This window comes from Erwinia sp. HR93 (assembly GCF_034555055.1).
In the GTDB taxonomy this organism is placed as follows: domain Bacteria; phylum Pseudomonadota; class Gammaproteobacteria; order Enterobacterales; family Enterobacteriaceae; genus Apirhabdus; species Apirhabdus apintestini.
The window spans coordinates 3,006,824-3,032,507 of record NZ_JAXUDP010000001.1; the positions used below are offsets into that span (position 1 = coordinate 3,006,824).

The 25,684-nt window shown below is 49.8% G+C and carries 22 protein-coding genes and 1 pseudogene; 14 read left to right on the forward strand and 9 right to left on the reverse strand.

All coding sequences use genetic code 11. The features are described 5' to 3' along the window. Positions 1-4 precede the first annotated feature (4 nt). Together ihfA and tnpA are read left to right on the forward strand one after the other, a co-directional pair. Entirely contained in the window at positions 5-304 is a 300-nt protein-coding gene (ihfA, locus tag SFA31_RS14090) for an integration host factor subunit alpha (RefSeq protein ID WP_322838543.1), read from the forward strand. A 320-nt stretch (positions 305-624) separates the two neighbouring features. After that, positions 625-1,070, forward strand: a pseudogene (gene tnpA, locus SFA31_RS14095) (IS200/IS605 family transposase). Between the two features lie 1,292 nt (positions 1,071-2,362). On the opposite strand, the gene SFA31_RS14100 reads toward tnpA, so the two are convergent. Continuing rightward, the gene (locus SFA31_RS14100) at positions 2,363-2,782 is read right to left on the reverse strand and encodes a hypothetical protein (protein ID WP_322838544.1); all 420 of its coding nucleotides are present in this window, start codon (positions 2,780-2,782) and stop codon (positions 2,363-2,365) included. Positions 2,783-3,303: 521 nt separating this feature from the next. Here SFA31_RS14100 and rluB point away from each other — a divergent pair. Beyond that, positions 3,304-4,191, forward strand: coding sequence for a 23S rRNA pseudouridine(2605) synthase RluB (gene rluB, locus SFA31_RS14105; RefSeq protein ID WP_322838545.1), 888 nt, complete (start codon positions 3,304-3,306; stop codon positions 4,189-4,191). Positions 4,192-4,276: 85 nt separating this feature from the next. Here the strand turns inward: rluB and cobO are convergent, their stop codons facing one another. Both cobO and SFA31_RS14115 read right to left on the reverse strand, forming a co-directional pair. After that, on the reverse strand, positions 4,277-4,867 hold the full coding sequence (gene cobO / locus SFA31_RS14110; protein WP_322838546.1) for a cob(I)yrinic acid a,c-diamide adenosyltransferase: 591 nt from the start codon (positions 4,865-4,867) through the stop codon (positions 4,277-4,279). Then, positions 4,864-5,625, reverse strand: a complete 762-nt coding sequence (locus SFA31_RS14115; protein ID WP_322839379.1) for a YciK family oxidoreductase — start codon at positions 5,623-5,625, stop codon at positions 4,864-4,866. The genes cobO and SFA31_RS14115 overlap by 4 nt, the downstream gene beginning before the upstream one ends. Positions 5,626-5,877: 252 nt before the next feature. Here SFA31_RS14115 and sohB point away from each other — a divergent pair, with 252 nt between their 5' ends. Next, positions 5,878-6,927, forward strand: coding sequence for a protease SohB (gene sohB, locus SFA31_RS14120; protein ID WP_322838547.1), 1,050 nt, complete (start codon positions 5,878-5,880; stop codon positions 6,925-6,927). Between the two features lie 613 nt (positions 6,928-7,540). Here sohB and SFA31_RS14125 read toward each other — a convergent pair. Then, the gene (locus SFA31_RS14125) at positions 7,541-7,792 is read right to left on the reverse strand and encodes a YciN family protein (RefSeq protein ID WP_322838548.1); all 252 of its coding nucleotides are present in this window, start codon (positions 7,790-7,792) and stop codon (positions 7,541-7,543) included. Positions 7,793-8,173: 381 nt separating this feature from the next. Here SFA31_RS14125 and topA point away from each other — a divergent pair, with 381 nt between their 5' ends. The 5 genes from topA (at position 8,174) to acnA (ending at position 15,659) form a co-directional block, all read left to right on the forward strand. After that, positions 8,174-10,771, forward strand: a complete 2,598-nt coding sequence (gene topA, locus SFA31_RS14130; protein ID WP_322838549.1) for a type I DNA topoisomerase — start codon at positions 8,174-8,176, stop codon at positions 10,769-10,771. Positions 10,772-11,177: 406 nt separating this feature from the next. Continuing rightward, positions 11,178-12,152 (forward strand): HTH-type transcriptional regulator CysB, encoded by a 975-nt coding sequence (gene cysB / locus SFA31_RS14135; protein ID WP_322838550.1) that lies wholly within the window; start codon positions 11,178-11,180, stop codon positions 12,150-12,152. A 305-nt stretch (positions 12,153-12,457) separates the two neighbouring features. Continuing rightward, on the forward strand, positions 12,458-12,586 hold the full coding sequence (locus SFA31_RS14140; protein ID WP_322838551.1) for a YmiA family putative membrane protein: 129 nt from the start codon (positions 12,458-12,460) through the stop codon (positions 12,584-12,586). Between the two features lie 161 nt (positions 12,587-12,747). After that, positions 12,748-12,843: a small membrane protein YmiC gene (gene ymiC / locus SFA31_RS14145; protein ID WP_322838552.1), complete on the forward strand. Its 96-nt coding sequence runs from the start codon at positions 12,748-12,750 to the stop codon at positions 12,841-12,843. A gap of 137 nt (positions 12,844-12,980) precedes the next feature. Continuing rightward, on the forward strand, positions 12,981-15,659 hold the full coding sequence (gene acnA / locus SFA31_RS14150) for an aconitate hydratase AcnA (RefSeq protein ID WP_322838553.1): 2,679 nt from the start codon (positions 12,981-12,983) through the stop codon (positions 15,657-15,659). Between the two features lie 226 nt (positions 15,660-15,885). Here the strand turns inward: acnA and ribA are convergent, their stop codons facing one another. Next, a complete protein-coding gene (ribA, locus tag SFA31_RS14155; protein ID WP_322838554.1) occupies positions 15,886-16,476 on the reverse strand; it encodes a GTP cyclohydrolase II in 591 nt (196 codons plus the stop codon). A 207-nt stretch (positions 16,477-16,683) separates the two neighbouring features. Here ribA and pgpB point away from each other — a divergent pair, with 207 nt between their 5' ends. From pgpB to yciH, 5 genes are all read left to right on the forward strand, one after another. Continuing rightward, positions 16,684-17,451 carry a phosphatidylglycerophosphatase B gene (gene pgpB, locus SFA31_RS14160; protein WP_322838555.1) on the forward strand — a complete coding sequence of 256 codons (768 nt, stop codon included), beginning with the start codon at positions 16,684-16,686 and terminating at the stop codon, positions 17,449-17,451. 144 nt (positions 17,452-17,595) lie between these two features. Then, on the forward strand, positions 17,596-17,895 hold the full coding sequence (locus SFA31_RS14165) for a LapA family protein (RefSeq protein WP_322838556.1): 300 nt from the start codon (positions 17,596-17,598) through the stop codon (positions 17,893-17,895). 6 nt (positions 17,896-17,901) lie between these two features. Further along, positions 17,902-19,071 carry a lipopolysaccharide assembly protein LapB gene (lapB, locus tag SFA31_RS14170; RefSeq protein ID WP_322838557.1) on the forward strand — a complete coding sequence of 390 codons (1,170 nt, stop codon included), beginning with the start codon at positions 17,902-17,904 and terminating at the stop codon, positions 19,069-19,071. A gap of 159 nt (positions 19,072-19,230) precedes the next feature. After that, a complete protein-coding gene (pyrF, locus tag SFA31_RS14175; RefSeq protein WP_322838558.1) occupies positions 19,231-19,962 on the forward strand; it encodes an orotidine-5'-phosphate decarboxylase in 732 nt (243 codons plus the stop codon). Between the two features lies 1 nt (position 19,963). Continuing rightward, positions 19,964-20,293, forward strand: coding sequence for a stress response translation initiation inhibitor YciH (gene yciH / locus SFA31_RS14180; protein ID WP_322838559.1), 330 nt, complete (start codon positions 19,964-19,966; stop codon positions 20,291-20,293). A 138-nt stretch (positions 20,294-20,431) separates the two neighbouring features. On the opposite strand, the gene osmB is transcribed toward yciH, so the two are convergent. The 4 genes from osmB to sapF all read right to left on the reverse strand — a co-directional run bounded on the left by osmB (position 20,432) and on the right by sapF (position 25,683). Next, entirely contained in the window at positions 20,432-20,647 is a 216-nt protein-coding gene (gene osmB / locus SFA31_RS14185) for an osmotically-inducible lipoprotein OsmB (protein ID WP_322838560.1), read from the reverse strand. Positions 20,648-21,002: 355 nt separating this feature from the next. Further along, positions 21,003-22,931, reverse strand: a complete 1,929-nt coding sequence (locus tag SFA31_RS14190) for an exoribonuclease II (RefSeq protein WP_322838561.1) — start codon at positions 22,929-22,931, stop codon at positions 21,003-21,005. 748 nt (positions 22,932-23,679) lie between these two features. Continuing rightward, positions 23,680-24,468 (reverse strand): enoyl-ACP reductase FabI, encoded by a 789-nt coding sequence (gene fabI / locus SFA31_RS14195; protein WP_322838562.1) that lies wholly within the window; start codon positions 24,466-24,468, stop codon positions 23,680-23,682. A 408-nt stretch (positions 24,469-24,876) separates the two neighbouring features. Next, positions 24,877-25,683, reverse strand: coding sequence for a putrescine export ABC transporter ATP-binding protein SapF (sapF, locus tag SFA31_RS14200; protein WP_322838563.1), 807 nt, complete (start codon positions 25,681-25,683; stop codon positions 24,877-24,879). Position 25,684 lies beyond the last annotated feature (1 nt).

Here is a 25,684-nt window from a genome sequence, read left to right on the forward strand (position 1 = left end):
ACCTATGGCGCTAACAAAAGCTGAAATGTCAGAGTACCTGTTTGAGAAGCTAGGGCTTAGCAAACGGGATGCCAAAGAGCTGGTCGAGCTGTTTTTTGAAGAGATCCGTCGTGCTCTGGAAAACGGTGAGCAGGTCAAGCTCTCTGGTTTTGGTAATTTTGACTTGCGCGATAAAAACCAACGTCCCGGGCGTAACCCGAAGACGGGCGAGGACATCCCCATTACGGCGCGCCGTGTGGTGACTTTTCGGCCGGGGCAAAAGCTGAAAAGCCGGGTTGAAAGCGCGACGCCTAAAACTAACTAGTCTGGCAAGAACCTAAAAGGGTGCTTCGGCACCCTTTTTTATTGCCAACTGAAAACCACGTCCTGTAGGCGCGATCATTAACAGGTTTTGGCTTTGTCTTATTATTGTTTTGGGATTTAAATTTCACAAGACTGGTCGAGGCTTCTTTTTTAAGGGATTTGATGCACCCCTTTGGGGGGATCAATATCGCCTTTATTTTATTGGCAAAATTTTAAACTGCCTTCTGTCGGAGGTGGCTATCGTTCATAGGGGGCTATGCTCGTAGCATGTTCTGCTAAATACTGGCTCGATTTATTACCGGCAAATCAAGGGGCAATAGCATGAGCAGATATAAAATCGTTTGCCACGTATTCTATCCCTGTCAGCATTATCTCGTATGGACATCGACGTACAGATACAGAACCCTCAAAGCCAGCCTTGGTAAAGTGCTTTACCGTAGTATTAACCTTCACTGCAACATGAAGAAATTCACGGTTGTGGAGTTAAATGTGCCGGTAGGTCATATGAATCTGGTAGTCAGAGCACCGCCAGGTTTAAGTGCTTTGGAAATCACGGAATTTGTGAAAGAGCGAACGTCTATCAGACTGTTTGCGAAATTGCCTTATCTCAGAAAGCGTAACCGTTGGGGCAATTAAACCCTGCAAAGAGGGGATTTGTGGGCTCAGCGAGAGCAAACGAAGCAATACTCCGCAGGCATGTATGATATCAGGATAAGAAAGTCAAAGAGAAAGCAGAAAGAAAAATACAGCCAGGGTTGAAAGGGTAATGTTTAATTTCCCTTTTCGGTGGCTGTGTCAAAGCCATCTGCTATGCAGGCGGCTTTTTACTTCATGATAATCACTTAAGGACGTGGTTACCGGCGTTTTGGCCTCGGCGGCCATTATCCATAGGAAAAGTCGAATCGGTTATCCCGATAATTGACAAAGATTCACTCTGAGTAGGCTCGAATAAACATCATATAAGTCTTGGCATTGCTAATATCAGCCTGGTTGCCGATTTCAAATACTGAAGAATAATGTAGGAAGACGATTTACAGGCATATAGGGATATTAAGTCAGCAGCTTTATATTGAAATTGCGGAGCTAAATATTTAGTTAGGCCGTGTGCATTTGCTGGTAAAGATCCCGATGAAATTGTCAGCATCGGAAGTGATAGGGTACTTTAAAGGCAGAGCAGCGATATCGTCAGTTCAATAAATTCCTGTAGTTGAAGTATATACTGCGGGGCAATCATTTTTGGGCAAAGGGATACGGCGCGGCTGCTCCAGGTATGAATGCAGAAATGATCCGCAACTGCGTAAAGTACCAAGAGAAGCATGAACAAGAAGAGAATCAATTAAGCCTGAATGGAATGTGAAGCGAAAGCCCTGCGGGTTGGCGCAGGGGGTAACCCTCTGTGGAGCGGCAAAGCAACGCCGCCTTTTATGAAAGCGGATTTTCACAGTCGCGCATGAACAGCCATCTGTAAAACGGATGGGATTATACGTAACCCAGACCCTAGGCTTTAAATAGCCATGCTAAAACCTGCTTTGAAGAGTTACCAGTAATTATAAAAATCTCACGATCGCTATCCGCGTATAGTATCGCTACTGGCCTTATATGAGAGCCTTTGCTGCGCCTAAACTGGCGCCTGTAGGCCATCTCTGGTATTCAGAGAATATTTATGACGTAAAGGAAATATTCTACCGGCAAGTGGATTATGGCTATTTTAGCACTACTTTATGCCAGAGATAAAATCAACTGTTAATGTATTGAATATATAGCGATAAATAATGTGCACGCTATTTTTTTTGAGCGGAGAAAATAAGATGCTTACAATATATTGATATATATAATGCACATGAGGTGAGTATTTTGCAATTAAGAAAGTGCATTACTAAAAGATAAATTTAGACATGAAATAAATAAAACAGTATTGTCTTATTATAGGATAAGTGAGTTAATAACAATGAATTTATTTTTAAAATGAACAATATAGCCAGCAAAGCCGGAAAGGATCGATGGCGGGCAATCCCTGCGTCGCCAGTAAGGTCATGAAATGCGAAGAGATGCCGTGTGTTTACAGGCTAGCAGCGAGGGCTTTGCGCAGCATGCCTGCATTCAGATCTTTTTCAATCTTTTTGCAAGTTTCGTTCAACGATAAATTATTTAAATATGCAATATAGTGGATTGTTTCATCAGAGGCTTTGCCTGAACTGGCATTGATCATAGTCTGAGTTTTGGTAATTTTATTTAATTTTAGTTTCCCGGCAATATAGGCTTTTTTGTTATAAAACTGTAGCTCATTAAGCTGGGTGCGACATTTCTCGATATCCGAAACGTTTCTTACCAGGCTAGCTTTTTCTGGCGAAGTCGGCGTATTATCAGCCTGCGGCTGCATTACTATCTTTGGCGCCGGGGCCGGGAAGGCTGTGGTATGGCTCTGGCAGGCGCTCAGGGTGAGCCCTATTGTCAGTGCGAGAGTAATTTTGGTTGGCACGTTATTCATTCTGCTATCCTGGTGTTTCAATAATTATAGGCTTAATCCGGGCCATATGGCGCGCAATGTGTATACCAGAAAAAGTGTGAATTGGAAATATCTTATCTATGATAAATGCGGCATTTCGCTAAAGATAAATATTCAAGAAGGTGGTTTTTTCCACAGACCTATTATTAATGAGTCTATTTCTCATTACATGTTTATTATTTATTACAGCCAATAAAAGAGTGATAGCGCTGGCAAATATCTGTGTTTGGCGCTGTTAGAAAGTGATATTTCTTGAAATGAAAGGCTACCCAATTTCTTATTAGATCTCGGGATAGAGGGGCACCTCGCTTTTATCTGAGTAATCACCTATTTCGCTTGAATAGCAGGAAGAATTTTGCTATTTGGCAGGCTTTGATAAAACGGGTTACATCTATTCTGAAAATCGGTATAATAGCCGGCCAATCATTTTGATAACTCATTGAAAAATAAGTTATCATTCAGACGCCTGTGAAGGCGACACCCGAGGTGCCTCAATGAACGACAAGAGCGAAAAACTACAAAAAATACTGGCGCGTGCAGGTCATGGCTCCCGCCGCGAAATAGAATCAATGATAGCGGCAGGGCGGGTCAGTGTAGATGGCAAAGTCTCTACGCTGGGCGATCGCCTTATTTTAACGTCAACGCAAAAAATCAGGATTGATGGGCACCTTGTGTCGCTAAAAGCGGCAAATGATGCCGTATGCCGCGTTCTGGCTTATTACAAACCTGAGGGCGAGCTTTGTACCCGCAGCGATCCCGAAGGGCGGCCAACCGTATTCGACCGATTACCGAAACTACATGGTGCTCGCTGGATTGCCGTCGGTCGCCTTGATGTAAACACCTGTGGTTTATTATTGTTTACTACCGACGGTGAATTGGCAAATCGGCTAATGCATCCTAGCCGGGAGGTAGAGCGCGAGTATGCGGTACGCATCTTTGGTGAAATTGAGGAAGCTAAGCTGCGCCAATTGACACGCGGCATCCAACTGGAAGATGGCCCGGCGGCGTTTAAGACCCTGCGTTATAGCGGCGGTGAAGGTATTAATCAGTGGTATAACGTTACGTTGACGGAAGGGCGGAATCGCGAGGTTCGTCGCCTGTGGGAGGCGGTAGGCGTCCAGGTTAGCCGCTTGATTCGCGTGCGCTACGGCGATATTGCCCTTCCGAAGGGTTTGCCGCGCGGTGGCTGGACGGAACTCGATTTAGCGCAAACGAATTATTTGCGTGGGATGGTAGAGCTGGCGCCAGAAACCACCAGTAAAGTTGCCGTTGAAAAAGACAGGCGTCGCACCAAAGCAAACCAGATCCGCCGGGCGGTGAAGCGTCATGCTCGGGTCAGTACGTCAAAAAGCAGTGGGCGGCGCAATTCGCGGGGCGGATAAGTTACAGGTAATCCCGATTTTAGGGATAGTTGCCCGGTATCGTGGCCCCATGACTATTTTGATTTGCCCGCTGTACGCGGGCTTTTTAATAATCGATGCCCCGCTGAGCTTTAATACCGGCATCGAAGGCGTGTTTAACCGGCCTTATCTCACTGACAGTATCGGCCATTTCAAGCAGGGAGCGATGACAGCCTCGCCCGGTAAGAATAACGCTTTGATGTGCCGGACGGACGTTGAGCGCCTGCGTCAGTGTTTCCAGCGGCAAATAACCATAGGTTATCATGTAGGTAATTTCATCCAGCACTACAAGGCTAAGCTCGGCGCTGGATAACATCCGCCTGGCGTGTTGCCAGGTTTCCATGCAGGCGGTAGTGTCCGTTTCACGGTTTTGTGTCTCCCAGGTGAACCCCGTCGCCATCGTTTGGAACTCTACTCCTGCGGGCTCCAGTAACTGCCGTTCTCCATTGGGCCAGGAGCCCTTAATAAACTGAATAACGCCGGCTTTTAAACCATGGCCTACGGCGCGCGTCACCGTACCGAAAGCGGCGGTGGTTTTGCCCTTACCGTTGCCGGTAAACACCATCAGCAGCCCTCGCTCCTGACTAGCAGCAGCAATACGCGCATCAACTTCCTGTTTAAGCCGCTGCTGGCGTTCTTTATGGCGCCGATCGTTCATTCGGCTATGCCTGGCTTACGGTGCGGCTGAGCGTCAAAACACATACCCGTTTTACGTCGACTGTCGTCACCCATAAGCCAGAGATAGAGAGGCATCAACTCTTGTGGTGTTTTAAGGCGATGAGGATCTTCAGAGGGAAACGCACTGGCGCGCATTTTAGTTCGCGTCCCGCCAGGATTTACTGTATTGACGCGCAAATTTTTGTGGCGATATTCGTCGGCCAGTACCTGCATCATCCCTTCCGTTGCAAATTTTGAGACAGAATATGCCCCCCAGCCTGCGCGCCCCTGATGGCCAACGCTGGAACTGGTAAAGACCAGGGATGCGGCTTCAGATTTTAACAGCAGCGGCAGGAGCGCCTGTGTCAGCCAGAATGTGACATTGACATTGATATGCATAACCTGAGCCCATACCTCGGGTTTTTGCTGGATCATAGGGGCGATATCACCCAACGCGCCGGCGTTATGGAGCACACCGTCAAGACGCGGAACGGCAGCGGCGAGTTGTTCGCCCAGGCGCTGGCAGGCAGCGGCATCGGCACTGTCATAATCCAGAACAAATCCGCGCGCGAGGTTCCCCCCGATTTTCGTTATTTCCTCTATAACGGCGTGAAGCTTCTCTTCGTTACGTCCAAGGAGAATGACACTGGCACCGTAACGGGCGTAGGTTATCGCCGCTTCACGGCCAATGCCATCACTGGCACCAGTGACCAGGATAATACGGTTATCCAGTAATGTGGATTTAGGTTGGTAATGCAACACGGGCGGCTCCTGTCTAATTTAGGGGCTGTCAATCAACGAATTATGAGATTGCTGAATATTCATTACGTTATTAAGTTTTTATGCCTGATTTTGCAGGGTGTTTCAATCGGAGTATTGCCTGTCCCCGGCAGGGTTAACATTTTGTAAATATTTGACTCTTTATCAAACCTTCGCCGTCTTTCTGATGGGCGCATCTAACGTTGAACGTTACAATAAAGCTTTGAAACACCAACGTCATAGGACCCAAACGTGAATTTGATAATCGAATACGGCCTGTTTTTGGCGCGAGTTGTCACTGTGGTAGTGGCTATCGGTGCGGTAGTTATGATTGTGACGAATGTCGCCCGCCGTAAAAAAGCACAGCGCGGTGAGCTACACATTATGCGCCTGAATGAGCAATATGAAGAGATGCGGGAAACGCTTGAGCATGCTCTTCTGGATGAATATCAGCAAAAGGCTCGGGCTAAAGCGCTAAAGCAACGGCAGAAACAAGAGGCGAAAGCGGCAAAAGCGAAAGCTAAAAAAGAAGCCGTGCAAAATACGGGGAAATCTACCCTGTATGTGCTCGATTTCAAAGGGAGTATGGATGCGCACGAGGTAGCCGGGTTGCGTGAAGAGATAACTGCGGTACTGGCCGTGGTTAAACCACAGGATGAGGTTCTGTTAAGGCTGGAAAGCCCGGGCGGCGTTGTCCATGGGTATGGGTTGGCGGCATCGCAATTACAGCGCCTGCGGGCCAGAAACATCTCTCTTACCGTTGCCGTTGATAAAGTTGCTGCGAGCGGTGGTTATATGATGGCCTGCGTTGCCAGTCGAATTGTGGCTGCACCGTTCGCTATTATTGGTTCCATCGGCGTTGTGGCGCAGGTACCAAACTTTCACCGACTGCTGAAGCGAAATGATATTGATGTAGAGCTGCATACCGCCGGAGCGTATAAGAGAACGCTAACACTGTTTGGCGAGAACACGCCGGAAGGGAGAGAGAAGTTCCGGGAAAACCTGAACGACACCCATCAATTGTTCAAAGCGTTTGTGCATGATATGCGCCCGTCGCTGGATGTAGAAGCGGTGGCTACCGGAGAATACTGGTACGGTACTCAGGCGCTTGAAAAGGGGCTTATTGATGAGACAACAACCAGTGATGACTGGTTAATTGAGCGATTACAGCGCTATGACGTCGTCAGTGTGCGCTATCTACAGCGTAAAAAAATGATTGAACGCTTCACTCAGGGAGCGACAGAAGGCGCCGATCGCCTTCTTTTGCGCTGGTGGCAGCGCGGCGAACGCCCAATGCCGTAAGCGGCTTTGCCGAACACGTTTTGTATGGGTGTTTAAGAGCTAAAAACCACGATCGCAGGTACATATTATTGCTGAAGAACCGCGGTAGGCGTGCGTAAATCACGCCTGCCGCAGTTATCAATAATCCGCGTTATTTACCGGAGTTTTCATCATGAAGGCGATTGTGTAAATTAATATCATTTCCGTACGCTGCCGTCGTAAATAATCTCCGCATTTATTTATGAGATTGTAAATTCACCCAGCGCTCCGCTCCGGGATTAATTTTTGCGTAACTAAGGAAGGTAGGTGCCTTATGGCTTGGCCTGATGCTATGTCAGTATTCGAAACCTCTGCCAGCGTTAGGCGATTAATTCTGGCCTGGCAAAATATCAGCTGCGGGATATTAACGAATTCTGCCTGGCCCGATCGGTGATTAATGAAATAGATTAAAGGCTCAGGCGTTAAACGCGTCCGTTAATTCTCTTTCAGGGGGAAATCTCGCTTATTGCTGCTTAATTCAGGGCCAAAATAGTTTGTCACTGGGCAAAAACCTCGGGAAGAAAAGCCGGGCGGGAGATATATGCTTTCTCAGCTATGAGCGCCCGGCCGATGCCCGTAAATTAACCGCATATGATTATTCTGCGAGATGATATTTTTCAGATAATAAATGAGTGACGTGTTTAAACATATTAAAAGCCGCGGTACTTTTTAGGGTAGGTAAACCCTGCTCATCAAGAAAATATTCGCCCCGGAAAACCAGGATACCATTTTGTTGAACGACGTCCGTTGCCTGCATACCGGCAATATAATCCTCATGTTCGCGGATAATTTTATTCGCTTCAGCCAGTAAGGTATTGCGATCTACGGGTTGAGTCTCATTTAGCATAGTATTCTCCTCACAATTTGTGCGTAGTTTACGCCTGCGTCTCTAAAAAGCGCAAATAACATCATAGAATGACCGCGGCGGCGGCATTAGCACTATGTCGTATTGCATGCTAATAAAGTTGCGTATCAAATTTTATCAGGTACAGTGTGCGCTTTCGCATAGTGGGCGATAGAATTTCTTGACATTCAGGCAAATCTCCGCCTTGCTGTTGCGCACTGATGCACGGCGTCAGTTCCCGCAGCGCGCTAAGGATGACACTGGATTTATTGGGCGACAGGGTTGATCTTCATTCCTGCTGCTGCAATATAAAACGCATTGTCAGTCGCGAGGGGATGATAAATGGCGTATTCCTGGATGAAACAAAATTAGGTAAAGGTGAATATGGGTAAAGCTCTGGTTATCGTGGAGTCACCGGCAAAAGCCAAAACGATTAACAAATATCTCGGTAGCGACTATGTGGTGAAATCCAGCGTAGGGCATATCCGCGATCTGCCAACCAGTGGCTCAACGCAGAAGAAGAGCGCTGACTCTGCCTCCACAAAGACGACAAAAAAGGTTAAAAAAGATGAGCGCAGCGCGTTGGTTAACCGTATGGGGATTGACCCATGGCATAACTGGGACGCTCACTATGAGATATTGCCCGGTAAAGAGAAGGTTGTCGCGGAGCTAAAATCGCTGGCGGAAAAAGCCGATCACATCTATCTCGCAACCGACCTTGATCGCGAAGGAGAGGCTATTGCCTGGCATTTACGTGAAGTCATCGGCGGGGATGACAAACGCTATAGCCGGGTCGTTTTTAATGAGATTACCAAGAATGCGATTCGCCAGGCATTTGAAAAGCCGGGTGAACTGAATCTCGATCGCGTGAATGCGCAGCAGGCACGGCGCTTTATGGACCGCGTGGTTGGCTATATGGTTTCGCCGCTACTGTGGAAGAAAATTGCGCGTGGCCTTTCTGCCGGGCGCGTACAGTCAGTGGCCGTGCGTCTGGTTGTTGAACGTGAGCGGGAAATTAAAGCGTTTGTTCCTGAGGAATATTGGGAAATCGATGCTGATTTGACGACGCCCGGCGGTGAAGCACTCTCAGTGCAGGTTACGCATCGTCATGATAAGCCGTTCAGACCGGTAACGCGCGATGAAACCCACGCGGCCGTATCGCTGCTTGAAAAGGCGCGCTACAGCATTCAGGAGCGTGAAGATAAACCCACCAGTAGCAAACCTGGCGCGCCGTTTATTACTTCAACGCTGCAGCAGGCGGCCAGTACCCGTATGGGATTTGGCGTGAAAAAGACGATGATGTTAGCGCAGCGTCTTTATGAAGCCGGCCATATTACCTATATGCGTACCGATTCGACGAATCTGAGTCAAGATGCGCTGACGATGGCGCGTGACTATATAAAAGATAATTTTGGCGTTAAATATCTGCCAGAGGCCGCAAATCAGTACGCGAGTAAAGATAATTCACAGGAGGCTCACGAAGCGATTCGTCCCTCCGATGTCAGCGTGCTGGCTGACACATTAAAAGACATGGAAGCCGATGCTCAAAAGCTGTATCAGCTTATTTGGCGTCAGTTTGTCGCTTGTCAGATGACCCCGGCGAAGTATGATTCGACAACGCTTACCGTGGTGGCCGGTGATTTCCGCCTCAAGGCGCGGGGACGAACGCTGCGTTTTGATGGCTGGACAAAAGTGATGCCCGCACTGCGTAAAGGCGATGAGGATCGTACTTTGCCAGCGGTAAACAAGGGTGATGCACTGTCGCTGGTCGCTTTGCTGCCAGCTCAGCATTTTACTAAGCCGCCGGCGCGTTTTAGTGAGGCATCTCTGGTTAAAGATCTTGAAAAACGCGGCATTGGACGCCCTTCAACCTATGCTTCTATCATCTCAACCATTCAGGATCGTGGCTATGTCCATGTAGAAAACCGCCGTTTCTATGCGGAAAAAATGGGTGAGATCGTAACCGATCGCCTGGAAGAAAATTTCCGCGAGCTGATGAATTATGACTTCACCGCGCAGATGGAAGATAGCCTTGACGGCGTAGCGAAGCATGAGAAAGCCTGGCGTAGCGTGCTGGACAGCTTCTTTGCAGATTTTAGCCAGCAACTGGATACTGCCAGCAAAGATCCCGAAGAAGGCGGAATGCGTCCAAACCAAATGGTGCTGACCAGTATCGATTGCCCGACGTGTGGCCGTAAGATGGGGATTCGCACCGCCAGCACCGGTGTCTTTTTGGGTTGCTCTGGCTATGCGCTGGCGCCGAAGGAACGCTGTAAAACGACGATCAATTTGGTGCCGGAAAACGAAGTGCTTAACGTACTGGAAGGCGATGACGCGGAAACTAATGCGCTGCGCGCTAAGCGCCGCTGTGCGAAGTGCGGTACCGCCATGGATAGCTATCTCATTGACCCAAAACGTAAACTACACGTTTGCGGCAATAATCCAACCTGTGACGGTTATGAAATTGAAGCAGGGGAATTCCGCATTAAGGGCTATGATGGCCCGATAGTGGAATGTGACAAGTGCGGTGCGGAGATGCATCTCAAAGTGGGCCGCTTTGGGAAATATATGGGCTGCACCAATGAGGCGTGCAAAAACACCCGTAAAATTTTGCGTAATGGTGAAGTGGCACCGCCAAAAGAAGAACCGGTACCGCTACCGGAACTCCCGTGTGAGAAATCCGACGCCTATTTTGTCCTGCGCGACGGCGCGGCAGGCATTTTCCTTGCGGCGAACACATTCCCTAAATCGCGTGAAACCCGTGCGCCGAAAGTGGAAGAACTGCACAGATTTCGCGATCGCCTACCGGAGAAGTTGCGCTATCTGGCGGATGCGCCGCAGCAGGACCCTGAAGGTAATCCGACTATTGTGCGTTTCAGCCGCAAAACGAAGCAGCAATACGTCTCGGCGGAAAAAGAAGGGAAGGCAACCGGCTGGTCTGCTTTCTTTATCGACGGAAAATGGGTTGAAGGGAAAAAATAACGTCAAAGTGTTATGCATAAAAAGCCGGGATATCCCGGCTTTTTACTGTCTGCTCCGGTATACGTAATAAAAAGAAGTAGAATAATGAATACAAGGTTGTCGCAAGAAAATCTTTATATTCTGGGCATGCTATGAATATTTGAAAGGAATAATAGCAGTATTCCTCCGGTGATTTTTCTGGTAATAGCATTAACCCATTATCATATAAAAATATTATTGGCAGCTTTGTTGTACCTGAATAATTGCGCCTTTTAGCGCGGTGGCTATGGCATCGTGGGACATATAACTCAGTTGGCTTTTCTATTAGCTTCTATACAAAATAGATATAAGTGATATAGTGAATTCCCGCACCGCGTTACCAGCATATATAGCGTTACGCACATAATTTTGTATTAAGTGGTGATTCATGAAATTGCAACAGCTTCGCTATATCGTTGAGGTAGTTAATCACAACCTTAATGTATCCTCTACCGCGGAAGGGCTTTATACCTCTCAGCCCGGGATAAGTAAGCAGGTACGGATGCTCGAAGATGAGCTTGGCGTACAGATTTTTGCCCGTAGCGGTAAACACTTAACCCAGGTTACACCGGCGGGAGAAGAAATTATTCGCATTGCCAGGGAGGTTCTTTCGAAAGTCGATGCGATTAAAGCCGTTGCCGGTGAGCATACCTGGCCTGACCGGGGATCGCTGTATGTCGCCACCACCCATACACAGGCGCGCTATGCGCTGCCGCACGTGATTAAGGGATTCATTGAGCGCTATCCGCGCGTATCGCTCCATATGCATCAGGGCTCCCCAACGCAAATCGCCGAAGCGGTTTCAAAAGGAAATGCGGATTTCGCCATCGCAACGGAAGCGCTTCATCTCTATGATGATTTAATTATGCTCCCGTGCTATCACTGGAATCGGGCCGTGGTAGTACTTCCCGATCATCCTCTGGCGCAGCGGGAACAGGTAACTATTGAGGAACTGGCCGAGTACCCAATTGTGACTTATACCTTTGGATTTACCGGGCGTTCTGAGCTGGATACGGCGTTTAATCGCGCGGGCCTGGCGCCGCATATTGTTTTTACAGCCACGGATGCCGATGTCATTAAGACGTATGTGCGGCTGGGGTTAGGGGTAGGCGTCATCGCCAGTATGGCGGTAGATCCGGTATCCGACCCCGACCTTATACGCATCGATGCTGGCCCCATCTTTAGTCATAGCACGACTAAAATTGGTTTTCGTCGCAGCACGTTTCTCCGTAGCTATATGTATGATTTTATTCACCGATTCGCCCCCCATCTTACTCGCGATGTCGTGGATACCGCTGTGGCCTTACGGTCTAATGATGAGATAGAAATGATGTTTCGCGATATCAAATTACCGGCAAAATAGCGCATTCGGTTCGATATTCCATGGCCAGATGGGGTTTATTTCGAGTGAAAAGCCTGTAGCGGAACACAGGCTTTTTTATTGGGGCTTTGCTAACTTTGGCCGCCATAGATAATAATTATCAACACCGCAAATCCGGACCCTCAATAATTTATTTCATGTCAAAAGATTGAATTAATTACGCGAAAATGTGCGTAAAGACTCTGGCTTTTCACACACAGTTTATTTAGGATTTATCCCATTGGTCATCAATGATAACAATCAGTAAGAAGAAAATGATAAGCAACATCAATGACGCGAGGTCGGCAATGTCATCAAACAGGGAAGCGCCTCCATCAGGTACTGATATTAAACGTAAAGCATGGTTGACGGTATTTATCGTTTCAACGCTGTTCTGGTGCGTCATTGGCTTATTGGCCTGGCATTTTTGGGGTTAATGCGCCGCGCTTTTAAAAGAAAGAAGCAAGGAATTTGGGGCGCAGGATCGCCCACGCGGGAAAGTAACTTGACCGCAATTATTACTCTGCCCCAGCGCGCTTATGCTGGAAATAAAAAACGGGTAATTTCCAGGCTCGAATATAAGAACCGGGTGGTAACCATGAATACACAGCGAATGAAATATTGGTCATGGATGGGCGCTTTTAGCGTTTCCATGGCGTTCTGGCTTCAAATAATCTGGCTGCTTTGCCGCTAAGCAACGCCGGCTTTCCTGTTAATATCGCGTTTAGCATTTTGGGTTGTTATCAAATCGTTACATTCCTTTTGTGTTATCTTTAAAAGCAAACCGGAAGAAAAGTCCGGTAATCGCTTTTTCTGGGCACTGGAGGAGCTATGTCGTCAACCCTACGCCACGCCTGTAAGGACACGTTACAGGTAAACAATAAGACCTATCACTATTACAGCCTGCCGCGCGCGGTGGGTGCCCCTGATAAAATTGCCCGGCTTCCCAAGTCATTAAAAGTGTTAATGGAAAATCTTCTGCGCTGGGAGGACGGAGAATCCGTTACGCGTGAAGATATTGATGCGCTGGTGGGCTGGCAAGAGAAGGCACATGCCGTTCGCGAGATTGCCTATCGCCCGGCGCGCGTATTGATGCAAGACTTCACCGGCGTACCCGCCGTTGTCGATTTGGCGGCGATGCGCGAGGCGGTAAAGCGCCTCGGCGGAGAAGTAGAGCGGGTTAATCCGCTCTCGCCGGTTGATTTAGTTATCGACCATTCAGTGACCGTCGATCGTTTTGGCGATGATAAAGCTTTTGAAGAAAATGTGCGTCTGGAAATGGCGCGTAACCATGAGCGCTACGCCTTTCTGCGCTGGGGGCAGCAGGCGTTCAGCCGTTTTCGCGTAGTACCGCCCGGCACCGGGATTTGCCATCAGGTTAACCTGGAGTATCTCGGTAAAACGGTCTGGAGTGAATGTATTGATAGCGAATGGTTTGCCTGGCCCGATACCTTGGTTGGCACCGATTCTCACACCACAATGATTAACGGGCTGGGCGTATTGGGATGGGGCGTTGGCGGAATTGAGGCAGAAGCAGCGATGCTGGGGCAACCGGTGTCGATGCTCATCCCTGATGTGGTAGGCTTTCGTCTCACCGGAAAGCTGCGCGAGGGGATTACCGCAACGGATCTGGTCTTAACCGTGACGCAAATGCTGCGCCAGCACGGTGTGGTTGGCAAATTCGTTGAGTTTTACGGCGATGGCCTGGACGATCTGCCGCTGGCCGATCGCGCAACCATTGCGAATATGGCACCGGAATACGGCGCGACCTGCGGCTTTTTCCCGGTAGATGCGGTTACCCTGGAATATATGCGTTTAACCGGTCGTGATGCCGGGCATATCGCGCTGGTGGAAGCGTATACCAAGACTCAGGGGCTGTGGCGAAATAGCGGCGATGAACCGATATTTACCAGCACCCTGACGCTGGATATGAATGATGTGGAGGCGAGCCTGGCGGGGCCCAAACGTCCGCAGGATAGGGTAGCGCTTAGTGCGGTACCCGAGGCTTTTCAGGCGAGCCTGGAGCTGGCAATTAACTCTGCGGCCGAAGCGCATTTGCCGGTGCCATATACCCTTGAGGGGAAAAACTATGCTCTGCCGGACGGCGCGGTTGCCATTGCTGCGATAACGTCGTGCACCAATACCTCTAATCCCAGCGTACTTATGGCGGCAGGTTTACTGGCTAAAAAAGCCGTAGAGCGCGGGTTGCAGCGTCAGCCGTGGGTAAAAGCTTCTCTGGCGCCAGGATCGAAAGTGGTGTCTGATTACCTGGAGAAAGCAGGTCTCACGCCGGCTCTGGACGCCCTAGGATTTAATTTAGTCGGCTATGGTTGCACAACCTGTATCGGTAATTCCGGGCCGCTACCCGCGCCGATTGAAGACGCTATTCGCCAGGGTGACCTTACCGTAGGCGCGGTACTATCCGGGAACCGTAACTTTGAAGGGCGCATCCATCCGCTGGTAAAAACAAACTGGCTGGCATCGCCGCCGCTGGTGGTAGCCTATGCGCTGGCCGGTAATATGAAGATTAACCTTGCGAAAGAGCCGCTTGGCAAAGATAGCGCAGGGAATCCGGTGTGGCTTAAGGATATCTGGCCGTCCGCACGTGAAATCGCCGAGGCCGTAGCGCTGGTATCCAGCGATATGTTTGGTAACGAGTATGCTGAGGTCTTTACCGGCACGCCCGAATGGGCTGCAATTGAGGTTGCCGGGTCCAAAACGTACGACTGGCAGAATGATTCAACGTATATCCGTCAGACGCCTTTTTTTGACGACATGGAGCGTGAACCGCGCCCGGTGAAGGATATTCATGAGGCGCGAATACTGGCGATACTGGGGGATTCGGTAACAACGGATCATATTTCACCTGCGGGAAATATTAAACCCGATAGCCCCGCCGGGCTATATCTTCAGTCGCAAGGCGTGCCGCGCGAGGAGTTTAACTCCTATGGCTCCCGGCGCGGAAACCATGAAGTGATGATGTGCGGGACCTTCGCCAACATTCGTATTCGTAATGAAATGGTGCCGGGTACTGAAGGCGGTATGACGCGCAAATTGCCGGAAAATAAAATAATGTCTATTTATGATGCTGCAAAGGCTTATCAGGAAGAGGCCACGCCGCTGATAGTCATTGCCGGTAAAGAATATGGTTCAGGATCGAGCCGCGACTGGGCGGCGAAGGGGCCGCGGCTGCTTGGCGTGCGAGCGGTGATAGCTGAATCTTTTGAACGTATTCATCGCTCTAATCTCATCGGCATGGGAATATTGCCCCTGGAATTCCCGCAGGGCGTGGATCGTAAAACCTTAAAGCTTACCGGTGAAGAAGGTATTGAAATCCCCAGACTCGCTGAACTGTCGCCCGGTGCAACGGTGAGCGTGACGCTTACTGATACGGATGGTACCCGACGCACCATAGATTGCCGCTGCCGCATCGATACCGCAAATGAACTGACCTATTACCAGCATGACGGTATTTTACACTATGTAATCCGTAATATGCTGGTGCCTTAGCCGCCGAATAACCATAGTACTGACGGCGTTTAGCGTTGTTATACAAACCGCCATATCGAAACTGCATCCCCAAAAGTTGGATCCTCAACGAGTAGGGTGCAGTTTTGTATGGGTAAATATTTTCACAGCTACAGGCTTCAGCTGGATAGCACACGCCTTTCAGGCTGAAGACAGAAGTGTCATACAGATAACCGTTTGGGTTACGGTGTCACAAAACCGGGGCGAGTTATTCCGATAAAAGATGTCCCATCTTCTCAGCTTTCGTATCCAGATAGTGGGCATTTTTCGGGTTGCGTCCGACAATGAGCGGCACGCGCTCTACAATATTGATGCCTGCCTCTGTCATAATCTCGACTTTGCGCGGGTTATTGGTTAACAACCTGACTTCATCTACTCCCAGCAGCTTAAACATGTCGGCGCACAGCGTAAAATCGCGCTCATCGGCGGCGAAGCCCAGCTGATGGTTGGCTTCCACCGTATCGTAGCCCTGATCCTGCAGCGCATAGGCACGAATTTTATTCAGTAAACCGATGTTGCGTCCTTCCTGACGATGGTAAAGAAGAATTCCGCGGCCTTCTTCAGCAATATGAGATAGCGCAGCTTCTAGTTGAAAGCCGCAGTCGCAGCGTAAACTAAACAACGCATCGCCTGTCAAACATTCGGAATGGATGCGCGACAGCACCGGCTCGCTTCCGACAACGTCACCATAGACTAGCGCAACATGATCCTGGCCAGTGGCCAGCTCCTCAAAGCCCACCATCAGGAAATCGCCCCAGGGGGTTGGCAGATTCGCTTCTGCCACTCGTTTAAGCTGCATGTGATTCTCCAGATACTCAATCAACACCTAACGGTGCCCGCCGGTATACCGGCCGTATGTCGTTATTATCGGTTATTTTGCCACAACGCGGGCAGATGCGCCTCATTGCGAAAAGGACGCTATTGTTGCGCGCGTGGGGCATAGCCACTTTCCCCGAAATGCCTATTTTCAGTTATCCTTGAAATAATATACCGGCAAGGAGTCTATATGCTGTCGATCGCAAAGCGCACTACTATTGGTATGCTATTGCTACTGATATTGCCTGTAGTGACCATCCTGAGCGGCTGGGAATGGCGCCCGGAAACGGCATTTTTGGGGTTAAAAGGCTTATTCTGGCTGACAGAAACGGTGACTCGCCCGTGGGGTATTATGACCCACTTTATACTGTTTATCGTCTTTATATGGTGCCTGCGATTTCGTCTTAAAGCCGCTTTAATGCTATTTGCGATTTTATCCGTAGCGATTATTTGCGGGCAAACAGTGAAATCATTTATTAAACAACGCGTTCAAGAACCGAGACCTTTCGTGGTCTGGCTTGAGAAAAGTCACGGTATTAAAACAGCGCAGTTTTATCACATGGACCGCAAAATGCGCGGTGCGATAGTAGACAAGCAGCTTCAGGGGGATACTCATCTGCCGGTATGGTTGCGCAACCACTGGCGTAAAGAGACCGGATTTGCCTTTCCATCCGGACACACTCTATTTGCAGCAAGCTGGGCGCTATTGGGCGTGGGGCTGCTGTGGCCGCGGCGTCGAATTGTATTAGTTGGGATATTAATGCTGTGGGCAGGCGGCGTGATGGCCAGCAGAATGGTATTAGGTATGCACTGGCCGCGCGACCTAATAGTGGCAGCGCTAATTTCCTGGTTGTTAGTGACATTTGCCTGCTGGTTAACCCAGCGCTGGTGTGGGTCGCTTGCACCGCCACGAGAAGAGCAACGGGAGATTGCCTCGCGCAGTCAATCAGGAGAATAGCCTTGTAAAAACCGGAATAATCCCCATAAATTACGCTAAGGTTAGCGCTTTTCATTTCCCCAGCGGGAGGGAAATGGTAATTTATAGCGTAGGGTTCAGGGCTGGACAGACGATTATCGATAACAACGACATACGGGAAGTGATGTGAAATATTTACTTATTTTCTTAATACTGCTCGCCATTTTTATTATTTCAGTCACGCTCGGCGCGCAAAACGACGGGCGGGTCTTTTTTAATTATCTGCTGGCGCAGGGCGAATATCGTATTTCGACACTCCTGGCAACGCTATTTGGCGCGGGTTTCATTATCGGATGGCTTATTTGCGGGCTTTTTTGGCTGAAAGTGCGGCTTTCTTTGGTTCGTGCGGAGCGCAAAATTAAGCGCCTTGAACAGAAACTGCTTCCTGCTGATGCGCCAGCCGCCACGCCAACAGTTCAGGAATAATTACGCATGCTTGAGTTGCTGTTCCTGTTATTACCCGTTGCTGCCGCTTATGGCTGGTATATGGGGCGCAGAAGTGCGCACCAGGATAAACAGCAGGAAGCGAATCGATTATCACGTGAATATGTTACCGGCGTGAACTTTCTGCTATCCAACCAACAGGATAAAGCCGTCGACCTGTTCCTGGACATGCTCAAGGAAGATACGGGCACCGTTGAGGCACATTTGACGCTGGGTAATCTGTTCCGTTCTCGTGGCGAAGTCGATCGCGCGATTCGCATTCATCAGTCGCTTATGGAAAGCGCTTCGCTTTCTTACGATCAGCGCCTGTTGGCAGTGCAACAATTAGGGCGTGATTATATGGCTGCAGGTCTCTATGACCGGGCGGAAGAGATGTTTAGCCAGTTGACCAATGAAGAGGATTTCCGTCTCAGCGCCCTGCAGCAGTTATTGACTATTTATCAGGCAACCAGCGACTGGCAAAAGGCCATCGATATCGCCGAGCGTCTGGTCAAACTTGGCAAAAGCGCACAGCGCGTTGAAATTGCGCATTTTTACTGTGAATTGGCGCTGCAGGCTATGGGCAATGACGACTTTGACCGCGCGCTGGTCTTACTGAAAAAAGGCGCTTCAGCAGATGGCAGTAGCGCGCGGATATCCATTATGCGTGGCCGTATTCTGATGGAAAAGGGCGATTATCCTCACGCCGCCGACTATCTTCAGCAAGTTATTGAACAGGACAAGGAGTTGGTTAGCGAAACGCTGGAAATGCTGCAAATATGTTATCAACAACTAGGCAAACCCGGGGTTTGGGAGGCGTATCTACGTCGCTGTGTTGAAGAGGATACCGGCGCTACGGCGGAATTGATGCTGGCAGAAGTTATTGAGCAACATAAAGGTATTGAAAGCGCTCAGGAATTTATCACACACCGTCTGCGGCAACATCCCACGACGCGAGTTTTTCATCGCTTGATGGATTATCAGTTGAGCGAAGCAGAAGAAGGGCGGGCGAAAGAGAGCCTGGCAGCGCTGCGGGAGATGGTTGGTGAACAGCTTCGTACTAAGCCGCGCTATCGCTGCCAAAAGTGCGGATTCACCGCCTTTACAATGTACTGGCACTGCCCGTCCTGTCGGGCATGGTCTACGGTGAAACCCATTCGCGGCTTAGATGGGCAGTAGTTTTTAAAAAACGCTACTTAGTTACAACATACTTAAATATCTATTAAAAATGCGCGGTCTGACGCGCCTTGTGTGCTGTTCTTTTTAGGTTGTGATGGGTAGAATGCGAGCCGTTTGTCTTTTTTCGCGCCCTCAGGCGCCAGTTAAAAAGGAAGCGCCATGCAGTCTGATGTCACATCTACCTTATCCCGTGCTGAAACACCCATTATTGTGGCTCTCGATTATCAGGATTCTCGGCAGGCATTATCATTCATCGATAGTATCGATCCCCAATCCTGCCGCCTTAAAATTGGCAAAGAGATGTTTACACGCTTTGGTCCATCCCTGATCCGCGATGTGCAGCAGCGTGGTTTCCAGGTTTTCCTTGATTTGAAATTTCACGATATTCCCAATACAACGGCGCGCGCGGTAGCCTCTGCCGCTGAACTTGGCGTTTGGATGGTAAATGTACACGCCAGCGGCGGCAAGCGTATGATGCAGGCCGCGCGTGATGCCCTGCAGCCATATGGGAAAGAAGCTCCACTATTGATTGCTGTCACGGTACTTACCAGCATGGAAGCAAGCGATTTGCGCGACGTAGGACTCGATGTAGAGCCTGCCACATACGCTGAGCGCCTTGCTGCATTGACGAAATCCTGTGGGCTGGATGGGGTAGTGTGCTCGGCGCAGGAAGCGAAAAAATTTAAGCAGACCTTTGGTGCTGAGTTTCAACTGGTTACGCCCGGCATACGCCCTCAAGGCGCTGACGCATTCGATCAGCGCAGAGTGATGACACCGCACCAGGCTCGTCAGGCGGGCGTGGATTATATGGTGATCGGGCGTCCCATTACCCTGGCCGCCAACCCTGCCGCGGCGTTGCAGCAGATTCTGGCGGAAATTAACGGAGAATAGAATGGCCAAAGATGACAACAGCCGACTGGTGTATTCCACTGCCACGGGGCGGATTGCTGAACCTGAGCAGCCTAAAGCACGCCCAAAGGGCGATGGTATTGTTCGCATTCAGCGCCAAACCAGTGGTCGTAAAGGGAAGGGGGTTTGTGTGATATCCGGGATTGATGCGGATGATGACGTAATCGCAAAAATTGCTGCTGAATTAAAGAAAAAATGCGGCTGCGGGGGGGCGATTAAAGATGGAGTTATTGAAATCCAGGGGGATAAACGAGAACTTATTAAAAGCCTGCTGGAAGAAAAAGGAATGAAAGCCAAACTGGCGGGGGGATGATTACTGTCAGGGATTTGGGCTTACGAAAGTTAATGTCGGGTGGGGCTGATAACGTAGTAAAGGCCGCTGGTCCGGGAGGAATTAAGCGGGTCGGTTGAAGACCACCAGGCCCGCAAAAAAGCGTCTATTTCAGCCGTATCAGTGCACCTGGTGACCGATAATACCGCCGACCGCTGCACCGCCGAGAGTGCCAAGCGTGCTGCCATCGGTCAGGACAGAGCCGCCAATGGCGCCTGCACCGGCACCGATTGCCGTGTTACGGTCGCGTTTCGACCAGTGACTACAGGCGCTGAGAGACATTGCCAGAGTTACAGCCAAAACGGCAGCAGCGATTTTTTTGTTATTAAATGTCATAAATACTTTCTCCTGAATTAAGATTCACAGAAAGACACCCACTAAGTATAACGGCTAATTGGCAACTTAAAGCGTCTTTGTGAACGAAGCTGCGATACAGCCAATAAATCACCCCAGTGATTATCACTACCTGTTATATCGCTAAATACTATTCTAAGTGATACAAAATATTTAGACAGGTAAAAGAATCTTAATTGTTACAGTGTCGTAACGTATCAGGTCGGCATTTTCAGCGTGCAACGCGCTGAAAATATGACTGAATAAGCTCAGACGATATAAAGCTAAAGGCTAAAGGCTAAAGGCTAAAGGCTAATAGAGGCGCAGCATTGGCACTGCGCTAGATTTAACGGGGGGATTAGGCCGGGCGGGCGATTATGCTACGCGTTTCCATGCGCACTTCAGCGATAGTTATGTCAATAACCTCAGTAACTTTGTAAACGCTTTCGCCCTTAATTTGCACGGTACCCGTTTCCTGACTGCAAACCAGCTCATCGCGAACCGCATGCAGGAAGGGGGCAGGAATAAACGCCACTGCGCCATTATCTACGAGGCGAACGCGCATCCCACCACGGCTGATATCGATAATTTCCGCAGCATAGCGCGTATCGGTTCCTGCTTTATCCTGCAAGAAGCGCGCGTATAGCCAGTCTCCAACGTCGCGTTCAGCCATCCGATTAAAACGCCGACGCTCGCTCATTTGCGCGATAGTTTCATCTTCGGGACGCGGTGGTTGTTCACCCTTAATTAACGCTTTCAGTAAGCGATGATTAACCATATCGCCGTATTTACGTATCGGCGACGTCCAGGTTGCATAGGCTTCTAAACCTAATCCAAAATGAGGACCCGGTGAGGTGCCAATTTCCGCGTAGGACTGGAAGCGGCGGATGCGACTATCAAGAAAACCGCTTGGCTGAGCATCTATTTCACGGCGCAGTTTGCAAAAACCGGATAAGGTCTGGACCTCCGCGGGATCGGCATGCAGACCGTGGCTTTCCAGCATTGCAGTTAGCTGCTCAATGTTAGTAGGATCGAAACCTGCGTGTAGGTTATAAATGCCAAATCCGAGTTTGTCGCGCAGCGTGATTGCGGCGCAAACATTGGCTGCAATCATTGCTTCTTCAACTATGCGGTTCGCGATACGGCGCGGTTCGGCAATAATATCCAATACTTCGCCTTTTTCACCCAACACGAAGCGATAGTCTGGACGGTCTTTAAATACCAGCGCATGCGTCTGACGCCACGCGCTGCGACGCTGACAGACTTCATTCAGCAGCGTAATTTGTTCAGCAATTGTGTCGTTATCCGGCTGCCAGTCGCCTTGCTTCTCCAGCCAATCGGACACGTTATCGTAGACCAGTTTTGCTTTAGATTCGATTTCCGCAGCAAAAAAGTGGATATCCTCATTCAGCGTCCCGTCTTTTTCAATGCGCATACGGCAGGCCAGCACCGGGCGGCGCACATTCGGGCGCAGAGAACAGAGGTCGTCCGATAATTCGCGCGGCAGCATTGGGATATTGAACCCCGGCAGATAGTTGGTGAATGCGCGAACCCGGGCGATACCGTCTAATTTACTGCCGGCGGCGATCCACGCGGTGGGATCGGCGATGGCAACGGTCAAAATCAGCGCGTCGCCTTTTTGTTCAACCACCAGCGCATCATCCATATCTTCAGTACTGGCGCTATCAATAGTTACAAAGGGCAGGGCGGTTAAATCTTCACGCGGCAGACCTTCATCCATCATTTCGACTGACACGCCGTTCGGGGCTTCACGCTCAAGGTTATGGCGCGCAAGCGTCACCCACCAGGGAGCAAAGCAATCATCGCCGTGGGTAATATAATGCGTTAATTCAGCATAAAAACTGCGATCGCCCTTCAGCGGATGGCGGCGCATTTCTGCTACGGCCCAGTCGCCGTCCTGAAATTCATGTGCCAGGCCCCGATCCGGGCGGCAGGCAATTGCGTCTTTTAATAAAGGGTGGTCAGGTAAAATAGCGTAGCGGTCATCTTTTTTTTGCACCCGCCCGACAAAGCGGGTCAGAAAAGGAGTGACCAGCTCCTCAGGCTCTGCAATTTCACGATCTTTATCGGTGTGGATAGAGGCAATAATGCGGTCACCGTGCATGACCTTTTTCATTTGCGGAGGCGGAATAAAGTAGCTTTTATTTGCTTCGACTTCGAGGAAACCAAAGCCTTTTTCCGTGCCTTTGACTACCCCTTCAGCGCGCGGCGTTTGGGAGTGTAATTGCTGTTTAAGCTGCGCAAGCAGCGGATTATCCTGAAACATAGGTTTGCGTTTTCGTGGCCAAAAGAGCGGCTGACAGTTTTACGCGAATCCGCCAGTTGCAGCAAGTGAAGTTTATGTAAAAACGAGGTGAGATTTGAGCGGGATACCCGTATTCCCGTATGAGCGCACGAAGAGATAATCATAATTATCTGGATGCAGTCAGAAAGAATATTTAAGGCGTGCGGGCTTGTCTGGCTGGCTCAGTAAGCGTTGTTACTTGTATGAAATTGATATCCGGCAGCAACCGCTCTTATTCGTTTTTATGTCTTACCGTGAGATGCAACCAAAGCGCTTTGTTCCCTGAGCAGCGTCATCAGCAGATTTTACTCGCTGCGGGCCGACTTTCAGTAAAATGCGTAATATAGGCGAGCGGTTAATAATGCAATGGTAGATATTTCACAGGCAGCCAGCTGAATATCGCGGCGATAAACTATTTTTAGTTGCGTCTATGAAAGCGCGCGTAAAAAATATTTTTACCGTCGGTTTAAATATCGTCTGAAGAGAGGCGCTGGAAGCTGCTGCCTTAACCTGTACAGGTAACAAGCCAGCAGAGAAAGAGGCCACAGGCAGAAGAAGAAAGTAAAGACAGAGAAGGAGGCAGCGCTAAAAACGTAAAAGGCCATCTCTACGGGATAGGCACTAAGACGGCGGTGATTTATCGCCTGAGGTAGTAATCAGCGCCGGCAGTATAAAAACAGGCGCCTGTAGGCGCCCGTCTGAACGTTCTGCCTGCTGGCAGCAGATGGGGCTATTTCAGTTCCAGCTCGTTCATGGCGGCAATGCTAAATCCGCCGTCAACGTGCAGAACTTCGCCAGACACTCCGGCGGATAAATCGGAACACAGGAATGCTGCCGAATTACCAACGTCTTCAATAGTCACGGTGCGGCGAATTGGCGTGACGGCTTCACAGTGAGCCAGCATTTTACGAAAATCTTTGATGCCGGACGCGGCCAGTGTACGGATCGGGCCGGCCGAGATAGCGTTAACGCGCACGCCGTCCGGACCCATAGCGTTAGCCATATAGCGAACATTCGCTTCCAGAGAGGCCTTTGCCAGTCCCATAACGTTATAGTTAGGGATTGCGCGCTCGGCGCCCAGATAGGAAAGCGTCAGGAGCGCGGCGTTTTGATTCAGCATGCTGCGACAGGCCTTCGCCATAGCGACAAAACTGTATGAACTAATATCGTGAGCGATTTTAAACCCGTCACGAGTGACTGCGTTGACATAATCGCCGTCTAGCTGGTCTGCCGGAGCAAACCCGATAGAATGGACAAAACCGTCGAAGTTGGGCCACTGTTTGCCCAGTTCGGCAAATAACGCCTCAATGCTTGCGTCTTCCGCGACGTCGCACTCAAAAACCAGCTTAGAGTCCAGCGCTGCGGCGAACTCCTCTACGCGGCCTTTCAGTTTGTCATTCTGATAAGTAAAGGCCAGTTCTGCGCCTTCGCGATGCATAGCCTGTGCGATACCATAGGCGATGGAGCGGTTGCTGGCAACGCCCGTAATCAGAATGCGCTTACCGGTAAGAAAACCCATAGCAGTTAATCCTTATAGTTGTTACTCATTTTATTCTTGCAAACTGGCGCTAACTAACCCGATACCGGAGGCCGCGGGATATCATTTTACATACTGATAATGGCCGCTTGCGAATAACGCGCGTCAAGTGATACGCCGTATTTCGCAATAGATCAATCAGGCCTGTAAAACTGCGCAGCCCGCCAGAAGCAGATGGTTAGTCAATAGCCGTAAAAACAGGCGCCGATTATACCCTACAGCAACCGTACCGTGTCGACCCTTTTCCTGCTGGTCGCGCCAGTTAGTGCGACTCAGATTCAGGAAGCGTGCTGATAAACCCGCGCTGAAATACATAATCACCTGCAGCGATCGCAAAAGCATTCAGGCACGCCATCAATAAAGGCTGTGCGCCTAATCGGTGCGTTAATATTAGCGATCTTTACGCCACGCATCTGCGGTAAGCGCTTCACCAAAGTGGCCGGCGATAAGGCGCTTTGTGAGTTCATGCAAAGGTGAAGCAAGCACGTCGGCGGTGCTGCCTCGCTCGACAACCTCACCTTCATGCATCACCATAACTAAATCGCTGATATGCTTCATCATTCCAAGATGCTGTGTGACATAAATGTATGAAATCCCCTGTTTTTCCTGTAATTCAAGCATCAGGTTTATTAACTGAGAACGCATGGACATATCCAGCGACGCCAGCGCCTCGTCGGCGATAATCACTTTAGGGCGCAGAATGAGCGCGCGAGCCAGTCCCAGGCGCTGTTTCTGGCCGGGCGCCAGCATGTGGGGATAGTAGCTAGCGTGATCGGGAAGCAGCCCCACCATACGCAGCGTCTCGACGATCTGTTCACGGCGGGCCTTCGGCTCCAGTTCGGTATTCAGGCGCAGTGGAATATCCAGAATTTGTGAAACGCGCTGGCGCGGATCGAGCGAGGTCGCCGGGTCCTGGAAAATCATGCGGATCTGTTTACTGCGAAACGAATAATCACCGTAACGCAGCGGGCGATCGTCGATAACCAGTTCGCCGGACGTCGGCGCAATAACGCCTGCCAGCATTTTTGCCAGCGTCGATTTGCCTGAACCGTTTTCACCAATGATAGCCAGCGTCTGGCGCTCACGTAAGGTAAAGCTTAGCGGTTTTACCGCATCGACGGTTTGACGATGAAACCAGCCGGTGCGATAGCGAAAAGTTTTACTCAGGTTGCGTACTTCAAGAAGCGTTTCAACCACG

Bases quoted from the DNA above. Each gene is read 5' to 3' on its own strand.
- ymiC (WP_322838552.1), top strand. From the start codon at position 12,748: ATGAATACACAGCGAATGAAATATTGGTCATGGATGGGCGCTTTTAGC.
- pyrF (WP_322838558.1), top strand. From the start codon at position 19,231: ATGCAGTCTGATGTCACATCTACCTTATCCCGTGCTGAAACACCCATT.
- fabI (WP_322838562.1), bottom strand. From the start codon at position 24,468: ATGGGTTTTCTTACCGGTAAGCGCATTCTGATTACGGGCGTTGCCAGC.
- rluB (WP_322838545.1), top strand. From the start codon at position 3,304: ATGAACGACAAGAGCGAAAAACTACAAAAAATACTGGCGCGTGCAGGT.
- pgpB (WP_322838555.1), top strand. From the start codon at position 16,684: ATGCTGTCGATCGCAAAGCGCACTACTATTGGTATGCTATTGCTACTG.
- SFA31_RS14140 (WP_322838551.1), top strand. From the start codon at position 12,458: ATGTCATCAAACAGGGAAGCGCCTCCATCAGGTACTGATATTAAACGT.
- acnA (WP_322838553.1), top strand. From the start codon at position 12,981: ATGTCGTCAACCCTACGCCACGCCTGTAAGGACACGTTACAGGTAAAC.
- SFA31_RS14125 (WP_322838548.1), bottom strand. From the start codon at position 7,792: ATGCTAAATGAGACTCAACCCGTAGATCGCAATACCTTACTGGCTGAA.
- yciH (WP_322838559.1), top strand. From the start codon at position 19,964: ATGGCCAAAGATGACAACAGCCGACTGGTGTATTCCACTGCCACGGGG.
- SFA31_RS14190 (WP_322838561.1), bottom strand. From the start codon at position 22,931: ATGTTTCAGGATAATCCGCTGCTTGCGCAGCTTAAACAGCAATTACAC.
- lapB (WP_322838557.1), top strand. From the start codon at position 17,902: ATGCTTGAGTTGCTGTTCCTGTTATTACCCGTTGCTGCCGCTTATGGC.
- osmB (WP_322838560.1), bottom strand. From the start codon at position 20,647: ATGACATTTAATAACAAAAAAATCGCTGCTGCCGTTTTGGCTGTAACT.
- ribA (WP_322838554.1), bottom strand. From the start codon at position 16,476: ATGCAGCTTAAACGAGTGGCAGAAGCGAATCTGCCAACCCCCTGGGGC.
- cobO (WP_322838546.1), bottom strand. From the start codon at position 4,867: ATGAACGATCGGCGCCATAAAGAACGCCAGCAGCGGCTTAAACAGGAA.
- cysB (WP_322838550.1), top strand. From the start codon at position 11,178: ATGAAATTGCAACAGCTTCGCTATATCGTTGAGGTAGTTAATCACAAC.
- topA (WP_322838549.1), top strand. From the start codon at position 8,174: ATGGGTAAAGCTCTGGTTATCGTGGAGTCACCGGCAAAAGCCAAAACG.
- ihfA (WP_322838543.1), top strand. From the start codon at position 5: ATGGCGCTAACAAAAGCTGAAATGTCAGAGTACCTGTTTGAGAAGCTA.